This is a genomic window from Cobetia sp. 5-25-4-2 (assembly GCF_013374075.1).
Taxonomy (GTDB): domain Bacteria; phylum Pseudomonadota; class Gammaproteobacteria; order Pseudomonadales; family Halomonadaceae; genus Cobetia; species Cobetia marina.
On record NZ_BLWK01000005.1, the window covers coordinates 57,042 to 78,727 of the forward strand.

Annotated in this window: 18 protein-coding genes; 13 read left to right on the forward strand and 5 right to left on the reverse strand. The window is 60.6% G+C overall.

Annotated elements, in window-relative coordinates:
* Entirely contained in the window at positions 1-1,950 is a 1,950-nt protein-coding gene (locus tag HXS65_RS11390) for a phosphotransferase (RefSeq protein WP_176493893.1), read from the forward strand.
* Positions 1,951-2,317: 367 nt separating this feature from the next.
* On the opposite strand, the gene HXS65_RS11395 is transcribed toward HXS65_RS11390, so the two are convergent.
* Positions 2,318-3,772 (reverse strand): aspartate ammonia-lyase, encoded by a 1,455-nt coding sequence (locus HXS65_RS11395; protein WP_077377375.1) that lies wholly within the window; start codon positions 3,770-3,772, stop codon positions 2,318-2,320.
* A 265-nt stretch (positions 3,773-4,037) separates the two neighbouring features.
* On the opposite strand from HXS65_RS11395, the gene HXS65_RS11400 reads away from it, so the two are divergent.
* Positions 4,038-4,970, forward strand: coding sequence for a LysR substrate-binding domain-containing protein (locus HXS65_RS11400; protein WP_077377372.1), 933 nt, complete (start codon positions 4,038-4,040; stop codon positions 4,968-4,970).
* 79 nt (positions 4,971-5,049) lie between these two features.
* Here the strand turns inward: HXS65_RS11400 and HXS65_RS11405 are convergent, their stop codons facing one another.
* The 3 genes from HXS65_RS11405 to HXS65_RS11415 form a co-directional block, all read right to left on the reverse strand.
* A complete protein-coding gene (locus HXS65_RS11405; RefSeq protein WP_240499743.1) occupies positions 5,050-6,177 on the reverse strand; it encodes a bifunctional nicotinamide-nucleotide adenylyltransferase/Nudix hydroxylase in 1,128 nt (375 codons plus the stop codon).
* 383 nt (positions 6,178-6,560) lie between these two features.
* Positions 6,561-7,514, reverse strand: coding sequence for a nucleoside hydrolase (locus HXS65_RS11410; RefSeq protein WP_077376524.1), 954 nt, complete (start codon positions 7,512-7,514; stop codon positions 6,561-6,563).
* A 119-nt stretch (positions 7,515-7,633) separates the two neighbouring features.
* Positions 7,634-8,554, reverse strand: coding sequence for a ribokinase (locus HXS65_RS11415; RefSeq protein WP_077376521.1), 921 nt, complete (start codon positions 8,552-8,554; stop codon positions 7,634-7,636).
* A 170-nt stretch (positions 8,555-8,724) separates the two neighbouring features.
* Here HXS65_RS11415 and HXS65_RS11420 point away from each other — a divergent pair, with 170 nt between their 5' ends.
* Positions 8,725-10,656, forward strand: coding sequence for a hypothetical protein (locus tag HXS65_RS11420; protein ID WP_176493894.1), 1,932 nt, complete (start codon positions 8,725-8,727; stop codon positions 10,654-10,656).
* Positions 10,657-10,833: 177 nt separating this feature from the next.
* Here the strand turns inward: HXS65_RS11420 and HXS65_RS11425 are convergent, their stop codons facing one another.
* Complete coding sequence (locus tag HXS65_RS11425) at positions 10,834-11,784, reverse strand: D-2-hydroxyacid dehydrogenase (RefSeq protein WP_255304502.1); 951 nt, start codon at positions 11,782-11,784, stop codon at positions 10,834-10,836.
* A 389-nt stretch (positions 11,785-12,173) separates the two neighbouring features.
* Here HXS65_RS11425 and HXS65_RS11430 point away from each other — a divergent pair, with 389 nt between their 5' ends.
* From HXS65_RS11430 to tolB, 10 genes are all read left to right on the forward strand, one after another.
* The gene (locus tag HXS65_RS11430) at positions 12,174-12,398 is read left to right on the forward strand and encodes an FmdB family zinc ribbon protein (protein ID WP_136937831.1); all 225 of its coding nucleotides are present in this window, start codon (positions 12,174-12,176) and stop codon (positions 12,396-12,398) included.
* A 143-nt stretch (positions 12,399-12,541) separates the two neighbouring features.
* Positions 12,542-14,329, forward strand: a complete 1,788-nt coding sequence (gene aspS / locus HXS65_RS11435; RefSeq protein ID WP_077376510.1) for an aspartate--tRNA ligase — start codon at positions 12,542-12,544, stop codon at positions 14,327-14,329.
* Positions 14,330-14,578: 249 nt separating this feature from the next.
* Positions 14,579-15,157 (forward strand): crossover junction endodeoxyribonuclease RuvC, encoded by a 579-nt coding sequence (gene ruvC, locus HXS65_RS11440; RefSeq protein ID WP_176493896.1) that lies wholly within the window; start codon positions 14,579-14,581, stop codon positions 15,155-15,157.
* 408 nt (positions 15,158-15,565) lie between these two features.
* Positions 15,566-16,180 (forward strand): Holliday junction branch migration protein RuvA, encoded by a 615-nt coding sequence (ruvA, locus tag HXS65_RS11445; RefSeq protein ID WP_077376504.1) that lies wholly within the window; start codon positions 15,566-15,568, stop codon positions 16,178-16,180.
* Positions 16,181-16,384: 204 nt separating this feature from the next.
* On the forward strand, positions 16,385-17,428 hold the full coding sequence (ruvB, locus tag HXS65_RS11450; protein WP_077376500.1) for a Holliday junction branch migration DNA helicase RuvB: 1,044 nt from the start codon (positions 16,385-16,387) through the stop codon (positions 17,426-17,428).
* Positions 17,428-17,874 carry a tol-pal system-associated acyl-CoA thioesterase gene (gene ybgC, locus HXS65_RS11455; protein WP_176494039.1) on the forward strand — a complete coding sequence of 149 codons (447 nt, stop codon included), beginning with the start codon at positions 17,428-17,430 and terminating at the stop codon, positions 17,872-17,874. Before ruvB ends, ybgC begins: the two co-directional genes overlap by 1 nt.
* 178 nt (positions 17,875-18,052) lie before the next feature.
* Entirely contained in the window at positions 18,053-18,730 is a 678-nt protein-coding gene (gene tolQ, locus HXS65_RS11460) for a protein TolQ (RefSeq protein WP_176493897.1), read from the forward strand.
* Between the two features lie 14 nt (positions 18,731-18,744).
* A complete protein-coding gene (gene tolR, locus HXS65_RS11465) occupies positions 18,745-19,191 on the forward strand; it encodes a protein TolR (RefSeq protein ID WP_077376494.1) in 447 nt (148 codons plus the stop codon).
* A 3-nt stretch (positions 19,192-19,194) separates the two neighbouring features.
* A complete protein-coding gene (gene tolA / locus HXS65_RS11470) occupies positions 19,195-20,391 on the forward strand; it encodes a cell envelope integrity protein TolA (protein WP_176493898.1) in 1,197 nt (398 codons plus the stop codon).
* Entirely contained in the window at positions 20,388-21,680 is a 1,293-nt protein-coding gene (tolB, locus tag HXS65_RS11475) for a Tol-Pal system beta propeller repeat protein TolB (protein WP_077376488.1), read from the forward strand. Before tolA ends, tolB begins: the two co-directional genes overlap by 4 nt.
* Positions 21,681-21,686 lie beyond the last annotated feature (6 nt).

Consider the following 21,686-nt stretch of genomic DNA (forward strand, 5'->3'; position numbering starts at 1 on the left):
ATGAGTGACACGCGCGCTCATGAGCGCCTGCAACAGTTCTATATCCCGGAAGAGCAGTCCATCTACCTGCTCTCGCATCATGATGCCAAGAAGCTCAAGGACTGGGTGGCGCTGTGCATTGCCCAGCTCGAGGGGCTGGGCTATCGCGAAATCCATCTGGTGGGCAAGGGGGCTTATGGCTTCGTGTTTGCCGGGTGGCGCCCTGGTGAAGGCACGCCCATTCGAGAGGAGCACGTCTTCAAGTTCACGCGGGTCACCTTGCCTCAGGCGTTGCAGGACCGTCTGGAGGAAGAGGCCTTCATGCTCGACCAGGTCGCGCATCCGTTGATTCCGCGCCTGATCAGTTACCAGCGCGTTCGCCGTCAGTCGATACTGGTCATGGAGCGCGCACCGGGCATCAATCTCGAGGAGTACTCGCTCAAGCATGGCCGCATGTCACCGCGTCTGGTGATCAGGGTCGCCAGTCAGCTTGCCGGGATTCTCAAGTCGCTGCGTGGGTCATCCGCAAGCCCCGGCACGCCTGCGGTGGTGCACGGGGATATCAAACCGTCCAACCTGGTCTTCGATGCCGAGGGTGAGCAGGTGGCATTGATCGACTGGGGCAGTGCCGTCTTCGCGCAACTCGACGAGCACATGCAATACCTCACGACCAATGTGATGCAGCTGATGTCGGATGATCTGCAGCAGACCAACGCGCGACTGGGCGATGTCTACTTCATCGGCGAGGAACAGCTCAATGGCGCGCTGTCCTCGCCTCGCTTCGATGAGCAAGGCGTGGCCGCGACACTCTATGCACTGGCGTCAGGACAGTCGTGTCGCTTCGGCGTGCGGGCCATCCCGGCAACCGCGCTGGGACTGCCACGGGAGTTCGCGCGCATGCTGGATGGCATGCTGGCGGAAGACCCGATGCTGCGAATGCAGGCGGGTGACTACTTCCTGCGCGAGATGCCAAGAATGGCTCGTCTGGTCATGCCGGAACTGCCGTCATCGCCGATACCCTCTCTGCTTCCCGTCTGGGTGAGGCCTGCCGCCCGCGACATCGACACCGTCGTCTATACCTCGCGCAAATCCTTTCTGCGGGAAGCCTTCGAGATCGATGGCATGGACAGTGCGCAGGCCAACCTCGAAGACGGCGACCACGCCAATGCGCTGGATGCCGTCAATGACGTCCAGCTGGATCGCTATTACAAGAACTTCATGCAGGGCATGGGAGATACGGAGAAAGCCTTTCTGGCCGCGGTGAGCCGGCTGGGGAAGTATCCGATCGTCGGGGGACTGGCGATCCGCTGGGAGCCGCAGGGCATCTTCGTGGACACGGCGCTGCACCTGCATGACCCCTCGCTCAAGGCCGCCTTCGTGGTAGCGGTCAACAACATGGTGGCGCTGGCGCGTGCCATCTATCGACAGGGGGTGTTCAAGGCCTGTCTGTTCAATGCGCGTGATACCTTGCACCTGGAGCGCGACGACCCCGAGGACGCCTTCACGCTGCCGCAAGCCTCCCCTCGGCGTGAGGCACTCCGCTTTCCCTATGAAGTCAGCGCCGTTCCGGAGCTGGAGGATGAATCACGAGTGCACTCCTATTTCGAGGATGGCCCGGATCCCGAGGAGTTTCTGGTCCTGCCGGAACAGATCATGAACGCGCTGTCGGAACTCAATCAGATCCATCACACCGGAATGCTGATCTTCGAGGCATTGCCGCATCATCTCAAGATCCACAGTTATTACCGTCTGCTCGACCCTGGGCGTGAAGCCGATTTCGCGTATCTTCTGGATGTCATCCTGGCCGCCGTGCCACTGATTTCCGGACTGGGGGTGTCGGGCTTCATGAAGATGCCCTACAAGAACACCAAGCACTTTGACCACGTCGAAGCGCAGCCCGAGCGCTTCTACCCGCGTGACCCTCGGGTCAACATGACGACTCGGCAGGATCCAGCAGGGCAGGCCAGATAGCAGCGTGACACTGGAGAGAAGCGAGAAGCGAGGAAAGAGGCAAGAGGCAAGAGGCAAGAGGCAAGAGGCAAGAGGCAAGAGGCAAGAGGCAAGAGGCAAGAGGCAAGAGGCAAGAGGCAAGAGGCAAGAGGCAAGAGGCAAGAGGCAAGAGGAAAGAGGAAAGAGGAAAGAGGAAAGAGGAAAGAGGAAAGAGGAAAGAGGAAAGAGGAAAGAGAAGCGACTTGTCTCGCGGCTATCCAGCAGACAAACGCCCCACTCAGGTTTCAAGCCTGGGCGGGGCGTTTGTCATTCTAGGTTGCGCGTCAGACCACGCCACGGTTTGGCGCAGGGATAACTCGTGATGAGTCATCGGAACGCTACTGCAGCTTCAATCCTTCATCTGGCGCGGCCGTGTCATCGCCTGCGGCGACAGCAGTGCTTCAAGGCGCGCCTCATCCAGCAGGCCTTCCTCACGCACCAGTTCCAATACGCTGCGACCGCTGACCAGGGCTTCCTTGGCGATGCGGGTCGCGTTGTCATAGCCGATATAGGGGTTGAGGGCAGTGATCAGGCCGATGGAGTTGTTGACCAGCTCCGCACAGCGATCCCGATTGGCCGTGATGCCGATCACGCAGCGATTCTTGAGCATGGTCATGGCTCGGCTCAGCTGGCGGATGGAATCCAGCAGCTTGTAGGCGATCAGTGGCTCCATCACGTTGAGCTGCAACTGGCCGGCTTCCGCCGCCATGGTCAGCGCGGTGTCGTTGCCGATCACGTCAAAGGCGACCTGATTGACGGCTTCCGGAATCACCGGGTTGACCTTGCCCGGCATGATCGAGCTGCCTGGCTGCTGAGGCGGCAGGTTGATCTCGTTGAAGCCGGTGCGCGGGCCGGAAGACAGCAGACGCAGGTCATTGCAGATCTTGGACAGCTTGACCGCGAGGCGCTTGAGCATGCCGTGGAACAGCACGAAGGCCCCCATGTCGCTGGTCGCCTCGACCAGGTCCGACGCCGGACGGAAGTCGATGCCGGAACGACGTGCCAATGCCTCGATGGCCAGGGCGCTGTAGCGCGGATCGGCGTTGATGCCGGTGCCGATCGCCGTGCCCCCCAGATTGACTTCCTTGAGCAGCTCGTTGAGGTTGGCGATGCGCTCGACATCTTCGCGCAGAGTGTTGGCGAAGGCGCGGAATTCCTGGCCCAGTGTCATCGGCACCGCATCCTGAAGCTGGGTGCGCCCCATCTTGACGACATCATCGAATTCCAATGCCTTGCTGGCAAAGGCATTGGCCAGTTCGCTCAGCGCATCCACCAGCATTGAATGGCTGCGGAGCAGGCCGACACGAATGGCCGTCGGATAGGCGTCATTCGTGGACTGCGCCATGTTGACGTGATTGTTGGGGTGCAGGTGCTGGTAATCCCCTTTCGGATAGCCAAGATATTCCAGCCCGAGGTTGGCGATCACCTCGTTGGCATTCATGTTGGTCGAGGTGCCGGCCCCCCCCTGGATCATGTCGACCACGAACTGGTCGTGATGATCGCCATTCATCAAGCGTGCACAGGCATGCTGGATGGCATCGTGCTCACGTGTCTCGAGATAGCCCAGCGCGTGATTGGCTTCCGCGGCAGCGGCCTTGACCAATGCCAGGCCTTCCACCAGACGCGGGAAGTGGGACAGCGGCACGCCGGACAGATGGAAGTTGTTGAGTGCACGCTGGGTCTGGACACCGTAATAGGCCTCTGTCGGGACCGGCTCGCGTCCCAGTAGATCCTTCTCGAGGCGGAAACCGTTTGCCAATGCCTCCTGCTCTGCATGGCTGAGGTCGGGCTGTGAGGATGGCATGGCGTTCTGAGCGGTTTCCGAGGCACTGTTCACTTGGGCGGAACTCCTGGCTGAAGTACACTGTTGCGCTTGAAGCGCGGTGAGGTGGACAAGGGTAACCAGCAGGATGCCCCGACGACCAATGCCTATCGCCGCTGCCGTATACGTCAAATGCATACGACGAAGGTAGTGATTCTCCCCCGTGAAGCTCACTGCCAGAGACAAGGCGCTACATGACCGGTTTTCACGCATATTGCCGGCATGATCGATATCGATGGGAGTTCGGGTGAACCTGGAAACAAAATGGCTGGAAGATTTCGTCGCGTTGTCCAACACGCGCAGCTTCTCCACCTCGGCTCGCCTCAGACATGTGACCCAACCAGCCTTCAGCCGTCGAATTCGCGCGTTGGAGCAGGCCGTGGGCACCACGCTGGTGGATCGTTCGACCACGCCTGTCAGCCTGACGCCGGAAGGGCAGTTGTTCCTGGTGACCGCGCGCAACCTGACCGAGCAGCTGTCCGAATGTCTGGCCCATCTACGCGGGCTTGGGATGGCCAACGAGACGCTGGACATCGCGGCGGCACACTCGCTGGCTCTGGCGTTCTTCCCCAAGTGGATCTCGCGCCTTCAGCAAGGGCTGGGGGAGTTGCCGACGCGGCTCTCCGCCATGAATGTCGGCGATGCCATCCATGCCCTGCGTGAGGGCAACTGCGATCTGATGCTGGCGTATTACGACCCTTACGCCAGCATGCAGCTGGATGCAGAGGCATTCCCCTCCTTCTCGGTGGCCAAGGTCAACATGCTGCCGGTCTGCGTGCCGCTGGAGAATGGCGAGCCACGCTTCCCGCTGACCGGCCAGAGCGAAACCAGTCAGGACGCGATTCCCTTGCTCTCCTATACACAGGGAGCGTTCCTGGGGCGCAGCGTGAAGATGTTGCTCAAGAATGATCCATTGCGGCTTCGCCTGCGCACCGTCTATGAAATGGCGATGGCGGAGGGCCTCAAGGGCATGGCGTTGCAGGGTGTGGGGATGGCGTGGATTCCGGACTTCTGCATTCGTGATGAGCTGGAAAGTGGCAAGCTGGTGAGAGCCGGCAATGACGCCTGGGATATTCCGCTGGAGATTCGTCTCTATCGTTGCTCACTGGTTCACAAGCCGGGGATCGACAAGCTGTGGAAGCAGCTGATGAATCTGCCGCGAGATTTCCTTCAGGCCTGAGAGGCCACACCCAGACACGACAACGGCAGGCCAATGGCCTGCCGTTGTCGTGTCTGGCAAAGCTGTCTCTATCGGCGAGTCAGAAACTGCTTTGCCCCGCATGCAAGCCCAGAAAGTTCTGGATGATGAAGAAGTGGTCTTCGAACAAGGTGTCAGGCTCCAGATCCGCCAGTGCCACCCAGCGAGCCTGCTCTTCGCTGTCCTTGCCACTGCTGCGCAGTTTCGGTAACTGCTGCTCCGGGCGCAGTGCGAAATAGAAGGCCTCTGCCAGCGTGCGACCGCGCCAGCTGCGATGAGGCTCATCGAACAGACGCTGCCCACGCAGTGAGCCGCGCAGGACAGGTTCTGGCACCTTGAGCCGCACGCGCTCTCTCAATTCGCGCAGGCAGGCGTCCAGCAGGCGCTCCTGCGACTGGACGAAGCCCCCGGGCAAGGCGTAAAGCCCCTTGCCAGGCGCCGCGCGTCGGGTGGTCAGCAGGATATGCCCTGATTGCACGACAACCGCATTGACCGTGATGAACAGGGGAGGATAGGGCGCGTCACTCCATGCCGCGCGATACTGCTCGAGCAGTCGCCGCTCCTCGACCAGACCCTGCCATGCCGTTTCCTCCAGAAAGCCGCGCAGATGTTCTGCGACGCTGCCGGGCAGCAACTCCAGTCCCTCGTTGTCCAGCCAGTCCTCGACTCTGGCCCGCTCGCTGAAGATCACATCGCGGATATGGCTCGCCACCATGCCCTCGTGGTAAGGCCCTGCCACGGATTCCCACTGCGGGAACAGACTCAGATAATAGCTGGAGCGTGCATTGTCATTGCCGTGGGTGGCCCCGATCAAGGCGATGCGGGGCATGCGATTGGCCTGCGGGCGTGCGATGTCACGCACCTTGCGCTGCACATCCCGCACCCAGACATCGTCGTTGTAGAGAGCATCCAGCAGCGGCACGATTTCCAGTCGGGCATTGGCATCCTCCCCGAAACAGCTGCGAATCATGCGGGTGCGTTCATCGAAGGTGAAAGGGTTGCGCAAGGAACGCGCCTGCCAGGCAGACCCCACCAGGACGATGACCTGGCGTGCACGACGCAGGGCCTCCTCCATGATCGCGACATGACCATGGTGAACGGGTTGGAAGCGGCCGATGAAGACGAGACAGTCATACTGACAGGCGTTGTCTGCCGAGCCCTCGGAGCAGAGCTGAGACGGTGCACGCATGGCGGGCATGAGAGACGATGAGGGCATGAAACGCTCCATGGAATTCTGAAGACTGCATCTGGGTGGCAGGTCGTGCGTCCCCGATAGCCTATCAGATAACGCGCATACGCTGAGCATGGCCTGGCAGTGTGCGATCTGTCTGCGTCTGCAAGCATCTTTTATTATACCGTTACCTTGTATCTCCGCACAGATATCAATCCTACCCACAACACTGCCATCGACGAGGTGGGAGAGGCGAAAGACGAGAGAAACGAGAGAGGCAATAGAAAGCGGAGAGAAGGCGAGGCATCACGCAGACTGGCCCCCCGCAAGGCATGCCTTGCGGGGGGCCAGCCGGTATCATCATGACCCGCGGTGCGTCACGAGATATCGGGAGTACAGGCTCAGGAAGCCTTGGCGGTCAGCACGTCTGTGATCCACTCGACGACCTGCTCACCGTTGGCATTGACGCAGACGTCGACCAGCGGTGTCTGGGACCATTGATTGCCGAGGAACTCGCGTCCTTGCGGCGCGAACAGGGTCTGGCCTTCCGCCAGCCCTTCGACTTCGACGCTCAGGTGGCCCCGCTCGACGGTGAACATCTCCGGCTTCATCAGCCAGGCCAGGGCACAGCTGTCGTGCGGACAGCAGCCATCGATGCCACGAGCTTCCTGGTAGAAGGCCTTGTAGAACTGATAGCTGCCGGACAGCACCTCGCCCAGGGCACCTTGCGCGACACGGATGCGCTCGACATGTGCCGGGGACAGCACGCAGCGGTGAGTGGCATCCAGGCCGACCATGGTCAGCGGCCAGCCTGCCGTGAGCACCTTGGAGGCGGCATGCGGGTCGTTGAAGATATTGGCTTCCGCGACCGGAGAGACGTTGCCGCCTTCACGGATGGAGCCACCCATCACGACCACCTGCTTGACCTTGGTGATGATGCTCGGGTCCAGTTGCAGGGCGGTTGCCAGGTTGCCCAGCGGGCCTACCGCGACGAGGGTGATCTCGCCCGGACGCGCATTGACCTGCTCGACGATGAACTGCGGTGCACTGATGGGCAACGCCTTGCCCTTGGGCTCCGGGATATCCATGTTGCCAAGGCCGTTGGCGCCGTGGATGTGCGCCGGTGCGGGGAACTTGTCCTTGACCAGCGGTTGGGCAGCACCCTGTGCGACCGGGATATTCTGGCCCGCCAGCTCCCCCAGCAACAACGCATTGGACGTGGCGGTCTCGATGGTGACGTTGCCGAAGGTGGTCGTCATGCCGAGGAATTCGATGTCCGGATGTGCCAGGCAGATGGCGATGGCCTGGGCGTCATCAACGCCCGGGTCGGTATCAAAGATGATGGGAGTCTTCATGATGTCCTCTTGCCGATAAAGCCATGAACCGGTGCCATCGGCACCTCAATCAGCGTGCCGTGGGCTGAGCCTCACCCTCAGGAAAGGCTCAGACCTGTCCGGTTCAAGGGGGTGATCGTTCAGTTGCTCAATGCGTCCAGGGGGGGCCACTTAGCCAGGGCGTCAGCGACATCGCTGCTGCCCGGAATGCTGGGAGCGGCGCCTTCACGACTGACACAGAGTGCGGAGGCCGTGCTGGCGCGACGCAGACTGTCTTCGATGTTCATGCCATCGATCTGGCTGGCCAGGTAATAGCCGATGAAGGTATCGCCGGCAGCGGTGGTATCCACCGCCTTCACGCGATGGGCAGGCAGTTGGATGCGCTGCTCGCCCAGCTGATAGCAGACGCCCTCGCTGCCCAGAGTCAGCACCACCTCGGTGGCGGGCAGGCGCTCATGCAGGGCATTGAGCAGCGTGTCGACCGGTGCGCTTTCTTCCAGCTCGACCAGTTGCGCCGCTTCGCCACGGTTCAAGAACAGCACCTGGCAATGCTCCAGCGGGAGATCCAGCACTTCAGCACCCATCGGCGCCGGGTTGAAGGCGATCTTCATGCCCTTGGCATGCGCCATCTCGATGACCTTGCCAAGCGCATTGCACTCGTTCTGAAGCAGCAGCCAATCGCCCTGGGTGACTCCGGAGAACAGCTCGGAGAGGTGTTCGTCGGTGAAGCCATGATTGGCACCAGGGTAAAGGATGATGCTGTTCTCGGCGTGATCATCCACCTGAATGATGGCGTGACCGCTGGCGCTGGCGCTCAGTTCGACCTGAGACGTGATGACACCGGCGCTCTCCAATGGCTCAAGTGCCCAGCGGTCGGCATTGCCGAGACGTCCCCAGTGGGTGACATCTCCGCCTGCGCGTGCCAGAGCGAGGGACTGGTTGGCCCCCTTGCCGCCCAATACCTGACGGAAGGAGTGACTCGCCAGAGTTTCACCGGGGCGAACCAGATGAGGGACCCGGTAGACGTGATCGATATTGATGGAACCGTAGTTGTAAAGCATGCAGCCTCCTTGAGGGCGAGCATCCTAGCAAAGCCTTGGCCGCCTGTCCGCAGTCCTGACACCAAGGTCTGACCTTTTGGACATGTTTGAGCGTTGAAGCGCGAAGTCCACCTATAGGCAAGAGAAGGCGCATACTCGATTCACTTATGGAGGAATCAGGAAATCCGCCAATGCCGGGAATTCAACGTACCCCCATCACCATCAAGAAATGGGTCTGGCGCGCGCTGTTTACCAGTACCATGATCCCGTTGCTGCTGGTAGAGACGGCGCTGGTAGCGGTGTACTTCCTGTCCAACGACGAGATACGTGATGCCAACCTGAATTACCTTCAGGCGCAGTCGAGCAGTGAGTTGAATCTGGCCATGCTGCGCGAGGCCAAGAGCCTCAATCGTCAGCTGGAACATATACAGGATCTCTCCACCGGCATGGCGGCACAGGCCCGCATGATTCGACTCGACAGTGCTTCTCCCGTCAGGGCGGAGCAAGCGGCTCGGCATGGATTCGAGCGCAGTGGCGCCTGGGCCAGCCAGAGGGATGAAGGGGATCAGGCCAGTGGCTTCCATGCCGTGCTGCCTGATATCGAGATCGATGTGCCACTGGCATTGCGAATGACGGCCGTGGACCCCCTGATGCGCAATATCGTCTCGACCCATCCCGCGGTCATCCAGACCTTCGTGACGCTGGCGAACTGCTATGTGCGAATCTATCCCTATGTGGATCTCGTCGAGTTGTTGCCCCCCGATCACGATTGCCGAGACTTCTCCTTCTTCTACCTGGCCGCACCGGCCATGAATCCCGAGCGCCACACCATCTGGACGGATCTCTATCAGGACCCCGCCGCCAATGGCTGGATGACGTCTGCCGTCACGCCTTTTTACGACGGTGACGAATTTCTCGGTGTGGTAGGCATCGACATGACCCTGGATGTCATCGTCAACCAGATTCTGGCCATGGAACTGCCCTGGAGCGGCTTCGCGATGCTCTACGATGCCAAGGGGCGCTCACTGGCGGTGCCGTCGAGGGGCGAATCTTTGCTCTCTCTGGCACCGGTCGAGCAGCCGGACGTCAGCATTATCCAGGAGGAGGACGTGCTGCGGCCGGCGCAGATGGAGCTGTCCAGGCATCCCGTCTTCGCCACCCTGTCCGAGCAGATCCTCGGGCAGCGTCGTGGCTCTGCAAGCGTCTTGGTGAATGGTGAGACCTTCAAGGTGGCCTGGGAGCGTCTGAGCAGCAATGACTGGATCATGTTGAGCATGGTGGAGGAGTCGGCCGTCTTCTCGCGTACCGCCGAGATCGGGCGCAATTTTCAACTGGTCGGCATGGCGCTGGTGGGCGGCCTGATTCTCTTCTATCTGAGCTTCTTCCTGCTGATGAGCTGGCGCACCCACCACATTAGTCGCCATCTGTCCGTGCCGCTGGCAGAGCTCAGGGATCGCCTGCATCGTATCGGCATGGGGGCGGAGATCGAGTCTCCTGGGCAATGCGGTATCGTCGAGCTGGATGATGCCCATAATACGGCGGAAGAGATGTACCGACGTCTGCGCCAGACCCAGCAGGAACTCCAGGCCAGTGAGCGGCGCTTGCTCGACTCCCTGGAAGCCAGTGGCGACAGTCTGTGGGAGATGGATATTCCCGGGCGCATCATCCACATTCACCCCAATCTGTGGCGGATGCTGGGAGCGACAGGGCGTGAGCCACTGGTGATGCGCGAGCTGGACTTTGATCGGCTGATCCATCCTGATGACCTGGAAGCCGTGCATGTCCTGCGTCACCGCGTGTTCACCACCTTCGGCGATACCTTCGAATGTCAGTACCGCATGCGCGCCCCGGGAGAGGAGGATCTGCGGCACATCGAAAGCATGGGCTGCAATGCGCATTCTGATCTGACGGTTGAACCGGGCATCGAGCCGCAAGGCGGCGAGGGCCATGCGGCATCGTCGGCGAGTCGGCATGACGAGGATCAGCCGGCGGATGCCATTGATTGGGTATTGCTCATCTCGCGCGGGCGGGTAGTGACGTGGGATGCCGAAGGCCACCCCGTCAAGGCCGCTGGCATGCATATCCGTATCGACAGATCCTCATTCGCCAGCCACCTGCGCTGAGCGAGCTCAAGAGTGATCTCAGGCTAGCTGCCATCGATGTCGCGTCACTCCTCTTGAATGACGCGGCAATCCCGGCACCAGAAGGGGCCAGATGCCTTGCGCATCTGGCCCCTTCTGGTGTCTATCCATGCCTCTGCCAGCGGGCGGGCATCGGAGTGCAGCCCCCTCGTCCATGTCTCAGACGTTTTCGCCGAGATAGGCCTCGATATTGGCAAGACTCAGATCGAGTATGTTCTGACGCGCTTCACGACTGATCCAGGCATTGTGGGGCGTGACGATGAGGTTCCATCCGGCCTCAGACGCCGTGCGGCCGTCAGCCAGCGCTGTCAGCAGGGCATGGCCTTCTCGGGGCGGTTCCTCCGGCAGGCTGTCGACGGCCAGTCCACCGAGGTGCCCACGCTTCAAGGCGGCAAGTGCAGCCTCTTCATCGATGATGCCACCGCGTGCACAGTTGATGAGCAGGGCGCCGGGCTTCAGCAACGCCAGGGCCTGCTCGTCGATCAGATGGTGTGTCTCAGGCGTCAGGGGGCAGTGCAGGCTGATGACGTCCGCTTCAGGCAGGAGGTGTTTCAGGCTCGGTCGTTGAGACGTCGACTCACTGCCCGGGCGCGCGGCGAAGGTGACGCGCATGTCGAACGCCTCTGCCAACCTGCCCACGGCAGTCCCCAGCTCTCCCTTGCCGACGATCACCAGATGCTTGCCGGCCAGCTGCAGGGTGGGGCGGCCCATCAGGCAGAAGGTATTGCTGCGCTGCCATTCACCGCTCGCGACATCTCCCTGGTAGCCAGGCAGTTGTCCGGCCAGTGCCAGCATCAACATCCAGGTGTGCTGTGCGACAGAGGCGGTGCCATAGGCCGCGACGTTCATGACGCGTATGCCTTGCGCCCTTGCCGCTTCCATGTCGATGTTGTTGGTGCCGGTGGCCATGACGGCGATCAGCTTCAATGCCGGCAGGGCCTCCAGATGCTGCGCCTCCAGGCGTACCTTGTTGACCAGCACGATCTCGGCACCCACCAGACGCTCCACGACCTGCTCGGGCAACGTGGCATCATGGCAGACCAGCCCATTGACCCGGTCCTTCAGGCGGCTGAAGTCAAGGCCGTCGCCAAGTGATGCCATGTCGAGCATCACGGCCTGCGGGCCAGCATCAGCACCAGCGGAAGCAGTAGGGGGAGTTGCAGATGCGAGTTGGGGATCAGACATCGGTGTCCTCATGACGTGAGACGGCCGGGTGGCAGTGAATGAGGCCTGACCCTGGCCGGGCATGACGGCGCATTGCCGGGAATCTATCGAGGTGTTGCCCCGCAAGGGGCCGAGCACGCTATAATGTGGCCCTTTCGCTTTGACTTGAAAGACGTTCAACTGGCCTTATTGTACGCGTTCCGAAGCTGTGCTTGAGATGTCACTCATATTGATGTCTCCGGCACGTCTGATGCAAGGGCGCCGCAAGGCATAACATTGTCATGGTCCGCGACTCGCATTCTTGCGCTCGGGACCAGTATCGTCAGGAAAAAACCATGCCGATCTATGAATACCACTGCAAGGCCTGTGGCCATCGGATGGACAAGTTGCAGAAGATCAGCGCCGCGCCGCTGACGGAATGTCCGGAATGCAAGACGGACCAGCTGGAAAAGCTGGTATCCGCCGCCGGTTTCCGTCTGGCGGGCAGTGGCTGGTACGAAACGGATTTCAAGTCCGGCAGCAAGAAGAATCTGGCCGGAGGTGGCGATAGCTCGTCCTGATGTCTCCCGTCATCAGGCCAGCTGTCATGCCTGCCATCCATGTGCAAGGTCATGCATGAGTGGCAGGCATCTCCAGCGTCAGGCCCTCTGAGACAGACGCGCACCAGTGCGTCGATCACGAATTTGAGCAACAAGGAATCAACATGCGCAGCCACTATTGCGGCAAACTGAACGAGACCCTGATCGATCAGGATGTCACTCTGTGCGGGTGGGTGCACCGCCGTCGCGACCACGGTGGCGTCATCTTCCTCGACATGCGCGACCGTGACGGTATCGCCCAGATCGTCGTCGATCCGGACACCGTCGATGCCTTCGCCACTGCCGACAAGGCGCGCAGCGAGTACGTCCTGCGCATCAAGGGCCGTATTCGCATGCGCCCGGAAGGCACCCAGAACCCGAACATGCCGACAGGCATGATCGAAGTGCTGGCCAAGGATGTCGAAGTGCTCAACACCGCACAGACGCCGCCGTTCCAGCTGGACGACCACAACAAGGTCGGTGAGGAAGTTCGCCTCAAGTATCGTTATGTCGACCTGCGTCGTCCGGACATGATCGACAAGCTGCGCCTGCGTTCACGCATCACCCACAGCGTGCGTGCCCAGCTGGAAGCCCTGGGCTTCCTCGACATCGAAACCCCGATTCTCACGCGTGCCACGCCGGAAGGGGCACGTGACTATCTGGTGCCGAGCCGCACCTATGCCGGCAGCTTCTTCGCGCTGCCGCAGTCTCCGCAGCTGTTCAAGCAGCTGCTGATGGTCGCCGGTGTCGATCGTTACTACCAGATCGCCAAGTGCTTCCGTGACGAGGATCTGCGCGCCGATCGTCAGCCGGAATTCACCCAGATCGACCTCGAGGCCAGCTTCGTCGACGAGAAGGACATCATGGGCATGACCGAGACCATGATCCGTGGTCTCTACAAGGAAGTGCTGGATGTCGAGCTGGGCGACTTCCCGACCATGCCGTATTCCGAAGCCATGCAGCGCTTCGGTTCCGACAAGCCGGACCTGCGCATCCCGCTGGAGCTGGTCGATGTCGATGACCTGATGAGCGGTGTGGACTTCAAGGTCTTCTCCGGCCCGGCCAAGGATGACAAGGGCCGTGTCGCCGCGCTGCGTGTGCCGGGCGGTGCCAGCCTGTCACGCAAGGAAATCGACGCCTACACCAAGTTCGTCGGCATCTACGGTGCCAAGGGCCTGGCGTGGATCAAGGTCAACGAGCGTGCCAAGGGCATCGAGGGTCTGCAGTCGCCGATCGTCAAGTTCATGGAAGACGTCGTGGATGACGTGCTGGACCGCTGTGGCGCCGTCGATGGTGACATCGTGTTCTTCGGTGCCGACAAGTCCAACATCGTGGCCGAGGCCATCGGTGCGCTGCGCGTCAAGCTGGGCGAAGACCTCAACCTCTACACCCGCGAATGGGCACCGCTGTGGGTCGTCGACTTCCCGATGTTCGAAGCCGATGCCAATGGCCGCCTGAGCGCGCTGCACCACCCGTTCACCGCGCCGTCCTGCACCCCGGAAGAACTCAAGGCCGATCCGGAAGCGGCACTGTCTCGCGCCTATGACATGGTCATCAACGGCACTGAGCTGGGTGGCGGTTCCATCCGTATCCACGACCAGGCCATGCAGCGTACCGTGTTCGAAGTGCTGGGCATCGGCGAAGAGGAAGCGGAAGAGAAGTTCGGCTTCCTGCTCGACGCGCTCAAGTTCGGCGCGCCGCCCCATGGTGGTCTGGCCTTCGGTCTCGACCGTCTGGTCATGCTGATGACCGGCGCCAAGACCATTCGTGAAGTCATCGCCTTCCCGAAGACCCAGAGCGCTGGCTGCATGATGACCGACGCCCCGGGGGAAGTCAGCGGTGAGCAGCTCAAGGAGCTGAACATCCGTCTGCGTCAGAAGGTCAAGGTTGAAGAGGAAGGCGGTCAGGCCTGATCCAGGCGAATGACCCCGGGGTGATCAACCTCTCCTGACAGGCGCCATCAGCGCCCGGGAGAGGGGGAGTCCCGCGCAAGCGGGCAAGTGACCCCCGGCAAGGCGGTGTGAGACTGTTACCTGCAGATGATGCAGGCAATGACAGTGTCGCACCGCCTTTTTTGTGGCATTGTGGCTGGTTATATACACAGTAAGCACGAAAGACGACAGGGATGGAGAGGCAATGAGTGTGAGACGTGAGGCGGTGGCATGATCATTCTTGGCATTGATCCGGGGTCACGCCTGACCGGTTACGGCGTACTGGACGTCTCGGCGGCTCAGCCCCGCTATGTGGACAGTGGCTGCATCCGCATGTCCCAGGTCAGTCTCGACCAGCGGTTGGCGCAGATCTACGCCGGTATCAGTGAAGTGATTGCCATTCATCGCCCGGCGGAGTTCGCCATCGAGCAGGTCTTCATGTCCAAGAATGCCGACTCCGCGCTCAAGCTCGGTCAGGCACGTGGGGCAGCCATCGTGTGTGCGGCGAACCACGGCCTGCCGGTATCAGAGTATGGGCCGCGACAGATCAAGCAGGCTGTCACGGGATCGGGTGCAGCAGACAAGGCCCAGGTCCAGCATATGGTGACCCATACGCTCAAGCTCTCTGCAACGCCTCAGGCGGATGCCGCGGATGCTCTGGCCATCGCGCTGACACATTGCTTTGCACGCATGCGACTGACCCCGAGCAGCGCGCAGCTGGAGGCGTTGGGCCTGGGGGCGGGTGCAGGGCGCAAGAGTACCCGCGCACGACGCAGCAGTAGCTGGCGTGACTTTGAACCGGGCAAATGAGGTGTCTGCCGGTCACGTAGGGTCTGAAGAGTGTCTGGTCAGGGGCTGAAGAGAGTGGGGAGTAGACTCCGGCGTGTGCCGAAGACGGCCTCTACAGGCGAGAAGTGACAAGCCCGCTTGCGCCAGATACGCTATCGTTATCAATAAGTTCCAATTTTTCAGTCACTTGTAGGCTTGTTTTCACGATGTCAGGCAGCATCTTGCGTTCTGCTGGCATCCGCATGCTGCCTGCATCTGGCCTCATGGCAACAAGTGACTGTCAGATTCATGCGACAAAATCGTCGTGACACTCGGACATGCCGCCTGCACGTTATCTTTGGTAGGCTTGCCCGCAACGCAACAATCCGTGCCGCCTGACACCTGATGTCATGAGCAGGCGGCACTGAAGACTCAAGGACAGCCCGAAACATGATTGGACGTCTGACCGGGCGTTTGCTCGAAAAGCAGCCGCCTCATCTGGTACTCGATGTACAGGGTGTGGGCTATGAACTTGAAGCCTCAATGAATACCTTGCTGGGTCTGCCGGCTGTCGGGGAGGACTGTCAGCTGTTCACTCACCTGGTCGTGCGTGAAGACGCCCAGTTGCTCTATGGCTTCGGCAAGGAGCCGGAGCGTCGTCTGTTCCGGGAATTGATCAAGATTTCCGGGGTCGGGCCGCGCCTGGCGCTGGCGATTCTCTCGGGAATGGAGCAGGCCGATTTCATTCGCTGCGTGCACGACGAAGACAGTCGGGCACTGACTCGCTTGCCCGGCGTCGGCAAGAAGACGGCGGACCGCCTGATCATCGAGATGCGCGACCGGCTCAAGCATTGGACGATTCCGCAGGACGATGGTCTGTCGGAAATGGCGCGCGCCTCGCAGCCACAGCCGCCGGTTACCCATCCCCTGGCTGACGCCGAAGCCGCTCTGGTCGCGCTGGGCTACAAGCCGGTCGAGGCGGCCAAGATGCTCTCGGGACTCGAGACAGGTGCCTCCACGGAAGCCCTCATCAAGGCGGCGTTGGCCCGCAAGATGGCCAGCTAGCGCACGTGTCTCGTGCCTGATAGCGTGAATGACAGAATAGGCACGATCTGATTGGATTTATTGACTAGGGAATGGCCGGCGACTGGGGTAGAAAGTGCGCGCTTGATTGCATTGGCGCAAGATCATTTCACTGCCTCGGTCAGACCACCTCTCGCCACATGATTCATGTCTGCAGCATGAGTCATCAGGAGTTGAGCAAGCATCATGATGGAGTCGGATCGACTGATCTCCGCGGCCACGCATGATCCGGAAGAACGGATCGATCGCGCCAATCGGCCGCGAACGCTGAATGAGTATATCGGTCAGCCGATCGTGCGCGAGCAGATGGAAATCTTCATCAGTGCCGCTCGCGGTCGTGGCGATAGCCTGGATCACACCCTGGTATTCGGGCCCCCGGGACTTGGCAAGACCACTCTGGCACACATCATTGCCAGTGAGATGAGCGTGGACATCAAGTCGACGTCCGGACCGGTTCTGGAGCGGGCAGGTGACCTGGCCGCCATGCTGACGAATCTCCAGGAAGGCGATGTACTGTTCATCGACGAGATCCATCGCCTGTCACCGGCGGTCGAGGAAGTGCTGTATCCGGCGATGGAGGATTATCAGCTGGATATCATGATCGGTGAGGGCCCGGCTGCCCGCTCGATCAAGCTGGAGCTGCCACGATTCACTCTGGTGGGAGCGACGACCCGGGCTGGGCTGTTGACCGCGCCCCTGCGAGATCGCTTCGGAATCGTTCAGCGCCTCGAGTTCTACGATATCGAGTCGCTGACCGGTATCGTCTCGCGCAGTGCGAAGCTGTCAGGCATGGAAGTGGAGATGGATGGCGCGCGCGAGATCGCACGACGCTCTCGAGGGACGCCGCGTATCGCCAATCGGCTCTTGCGGCGGGTGCGTGACTTTACCGAGGTGCGCGGCGATGGCCGTCTGACGCTGGATGTCGCGGACAAGGCGCTCAACATGCTCAATGTGGATAGCCACGGGCTGGATCATATGGATCGCCGGTTGCTGCTGTCGATGATCGAGAAGTTCGATGGCGGGCCCGTCGGAGTGGATTCGCTGGCGGCCGCCATCGGCGAGGAGCGCGATACCATCGAGGATGTGCTGGAGCCCTATCTGATTCAGCAGGGCTTCATGATGCGTACGGCGCGCGGGCGCGTCGTGACCAGTTCCGCCTATCAGCATTTCGGCATCACGCCGCGTGAGACCCAGGCGCGTCTGACGCCGGGTGGGCAGGAGGACGCATGATGTCGTCTCTTCAGACATCCAGACCCGGCGAGGAAACGTTGATTGAGCAGACGGGCGATTTTCATCATGCGGTGCGGGTCTATATCGAGGATACCGATGCGGGTGGCATCGTCTATTACGTCAATTACCTGCGCTTCATGGAGCGTGCACGCAGTGAATGGCTCCGCGCACGTGGTTATTCCCAGCAGACACTTCTGGAGCGCGGTATCCAGCTTGTCGTGCACAGTGTGGCCAGTCGCTATCATCGTCCTGCGAGACTGGATGATCTGCTTCAGGTCACGGCAACGGCAGGTGAATTGCGTGGCGCGCGCCTTGTCTTTCATCAACAGGTGATGAAGGACGGGGTGATGTTGAGTGATGCCGAGGTGGTGATTGCCTGTGTCGATGCCAGCACATTGCGTCCGCGTCGATGGCCAGTGGAATTGCTGAACGCTCTTGAGGTCTGAGTCACCGATACCAGATTGACCGAGAGTCGCCGTGGTCAAGGCGTGAACGAGTGAGACGCCGTTGCAGCCATCCTTCTGGTCGGATGTCAGGCGACGGAGTCGGACGAATGTTAAGGGTGTCGCCTCACCGGTGGCACTGACTGAACCAAGTAAAAGAGGGATTTCCGTGGAAGATTCGATGTCGATCATTTCGCTGTTCGCGAATGCCAGCCTGGTGGTGCAATCCGTCATGTTGCTGCTGTTGGCGGCTTCCATCGCCTCCTGGGTAGTGATCTTCCAGCGGGGGATGGCATTGTCACGAGCGAAACAGGCGTATACCGCCTTTGAAAAGCGTTTCTGGTCCGGAGTGGATCTCAATCACCTCTACCGTGAATTGCCCAGTGAAGAAGAGGCGACGCCGGGTGCTGCAGGCGTCTTCCGTGCAGGCTTTCGTGAGTACAGTCGTCTCAAGTCCAAGTCCAGCAATGCCGATGCGGTGATGGACGGCGTTCAGCGCAGCATGCGTGTCACGCTGTCACGCGAGGAAGAACGTCTCAATATCCATCTTCCGTTCCTGGCCACCGTCAGCTCCGTAAGCCCCTATGTGGGTCTGTTCGGGACGGTGTGGGGCATCATGGGCTCTTTCCAGGCACTGGGGACTGCACAGCAGGCCACTCTGACCACTGTCGCTCCCTGGATTGCAGAAGCGCTGGTCGCCACCGCCATGGGGCTTTTTGCCGCGATTCCGGCGGTCATCTTCTATAACCGTCTGGCCAGCCGTGCCGATCAGCTGCTGGGCCGTTATGAAGACTTCGCCGAAGAGCTTCACTCCATTCTGCATCGCAATCTGCACGGCCGTGGCAGCAACGACGCCTGAAAGGAGAGTCGAGCATGAAAGGACCTTACAGCCGGGGGCACAAGCGCAAGCTGTCCTCTGAAATCAATGTGGTGCCCTTCATCGATGTCATGCTGGTGCTGCTGGTCATCTTCATGATCACCGCGCCGATGATGACCCAGGGGGTACAGGTCGAACTGCCCAAGGTCACCTCCAAGCCCATCGACAATCCTGATGACGTGACACCGCTGATCGTCTCGCTGGATGACAGCGGCAACTACTACATCGATCTGGGCTCTGATCAGGACAAGCGGACTCCCGTCGCCCTGGATGACCTGGGCAGCAAGGTGGCCGCCATCGTGTCGGAAAAGCCCAAGACACCCGTGCTGGTCAAAGGCGCCAAGACAGCGCCATATGGTGATGTGATGGGGCTGATGAGCACTCTTCAGGGGGCGGGCGTTCCCAATGTCGGGCTGATTTCAGAACCGCCGAACGAGGGCTGATGGATGAGTCAGCCGGAAATCGAAAAGCGGGCAGGCTATGGATTACCCGTCGTGCTGGCCGTGGGTCTGCATGTGGTCATCCTGGTACTGACCCTGGTGAGCTGGCCTGAGTCCGAGCCGGATCAGAGCAGCACGACCATCGTCAACGCGACGCTGGTCAGCACCGAAACGACGACCAATCAGCCCCAGCAGGCCAAGGCCAGCAAGGCGCGGGATGCCGCCGAAGAGGCCGATGAGCGTCAGAGCGCCAAGGAGGAGGCCTCCCGGGAAGCGGAGCGCGCTGCAGAACAGCAGAAGAGTGCTGCGCGCGAGAAAGCCGCGCAGCTCAAGGCAGAGCAGGCCAAGGCTGCCGAGCAGGAGAAGGCGGCACAGGCCAAGGCGGCTGAGCAGTTGAAGGCGGAACAGAAAGCGGCTGCCGAGGCGGCAGACAAGGCCAAGGCAGATGCAGCGCGTCGGGCGGAAGAAGCCAAGGCGATTGCGCTTGAGCGCAAGAAGGCTGAAGCTGAAAAACAGGCCAAGGCAGACGCCTTGAAGAAGGCGGAAGCCGAAAAGGCGGCCAAGGCCAAGGCGGAAGCGGAGAAGGCTGCCAAGGAAAAGGCAGCCGAGGAAGCGCGCAAGAAAGCCGAGGCGGAAAAAGCCGCGAAGGCCAGGGCAGAGGCTGAAAAGGCGGCCAAGGCCAAGGCGCAGGCTGAAAAGGAAAAGGCAGCCAAGGCAGCCGCCGAGAAAGCGGCGAAGGAAAAGGCGGCCAAGGAAAAGGCCGCGGAAGAGGCTCGCAAGAAGGCAGCTGCGGAGGCCGCGCGCCAGAAGGCGCTTGCCGAGAAGGCAGCACAGGCATCTGCCGGGTCACTGGATAGCCTGATCGACAGCGAAAGTGACGCCATCAGTGGCGCCAAGCAGGCCGCACAGGCGGCCAATGGCTTTAAGAATCTGCTCGAGAAGTATGTCGGGCAGAACTGGAATCGGCCTTCAGGTACCGTACCCGGCATGACGGTGACGCTGCGCGTCTCATTGCTGCCGACAGGGGAACTTGTTTCGGCTGCGGTCAGCAAGAGCAGTGGCAATACCGCCTTTGATCGTTCCGCGATTCAGGCGATACAGAAAGCAGCACCGTTTACCGAGATGCAGGACCTGCCGGCTTCAGCCAAGAGCCAGTTCCGCAACTTCAATCTGTACTTCAATCCAGAGGACCTGGGCCGATGAGACGAGTGACTACATGGATGATGGCAGCCGCCATGCTGGTCGTGACCAGCATGGCGCGAGCGGACCTGACCATCGAGATCACCAAGGGCAATGACAGCGCGACGCCGATCGCCGTGGTGCCGTTCGAGAACCTGACGGGGGGAAGTCTCCCTCAGGATCTGGCCCGTATCATCTCGGATGATCTGGCGCGCAGCGGCCAATTCGAGCCGATCAAGCGTGACAACCTGATCGCGCTGCCGGGGACTACCCAGGATGTCTTCGTCAATGACTGGAAGCGTCTCGGCGCCAGCTATCTGGTGGTCGGGCAGGTCAAGAATGCGAGCAGCGGTGGCTACAGCATTCAATACGAGCTGATGGATGTGCTCGGGAACAAGCGCATGCTGGGAGAAGTCATCACGGGCAGTGATGGCCAGTTGCGTTCGCGCGCCCATTACATGAGTGATGAAATATTTGAGGAAATCACTGGAATTCGCGGTGCTTTCTCGACAAAAATCGCCTACATTACCGCCAATGGCGTGGGTGACAACATTCGTTTCGCACTGTATGTTGCCGACTCGGATGGCCATGGTAGTCAGGAGATTCTTGCATCCGATGAACCGATCATGTCTCCTGCATGGTCGCCGGATGGAAAGAAACTGGCGTACGTGAGTTTCGAATCAGAACGGCCTGCGATTTATGTTCAGGAGCTGGGAAGTGGTCGTCGTGCCAAACTGACCGGTTTCCGTGGCATCAATGGTGCTCCGGCCTGGTCCCCGGATGGCCGCAAGTTGGCGATGGCATTGTCGAAGGATGGTCAGCCCGAGATTTATGTGATGGATATCGCGTCACGCAAATTCCAACGTCTGACCAACAATCCTGCGATCGATACCGAGCCGGACTGGCTGCCGGATGGCAGTGGCATGGTCTTCACGTCTGATCGTGCCGGCTCGCCGCAGATCTATCGTCTTGATCTTTCCGGGGGTACTGAACGCGTGACGTTTACCGGAAACTACAATTCCCGTGGGCGTGTGTCGCCCGATGGGGAAACCCTGTTCATGATCAATCGCTCGGGCAACGGTTATCAGGTTGCCAAGCAGGATCTGAAGAGTGGTCGAGTGACATCCCTCACGGATACTCAGTGGGATGAATCTCCAAGTGTTGCACCGAATGGCACTATGGTGATATATGCCACTCAGCAAGGAACCCGTGGGGTCCTGGGCGAGGTCTCGGCAGACGGAAGAGCACAATTTTCCCTGCCGTCACCACAAGGCGAAGTGCGTGAACCTGCGTGGTCGCCGTTCCTGAACTAAACCACT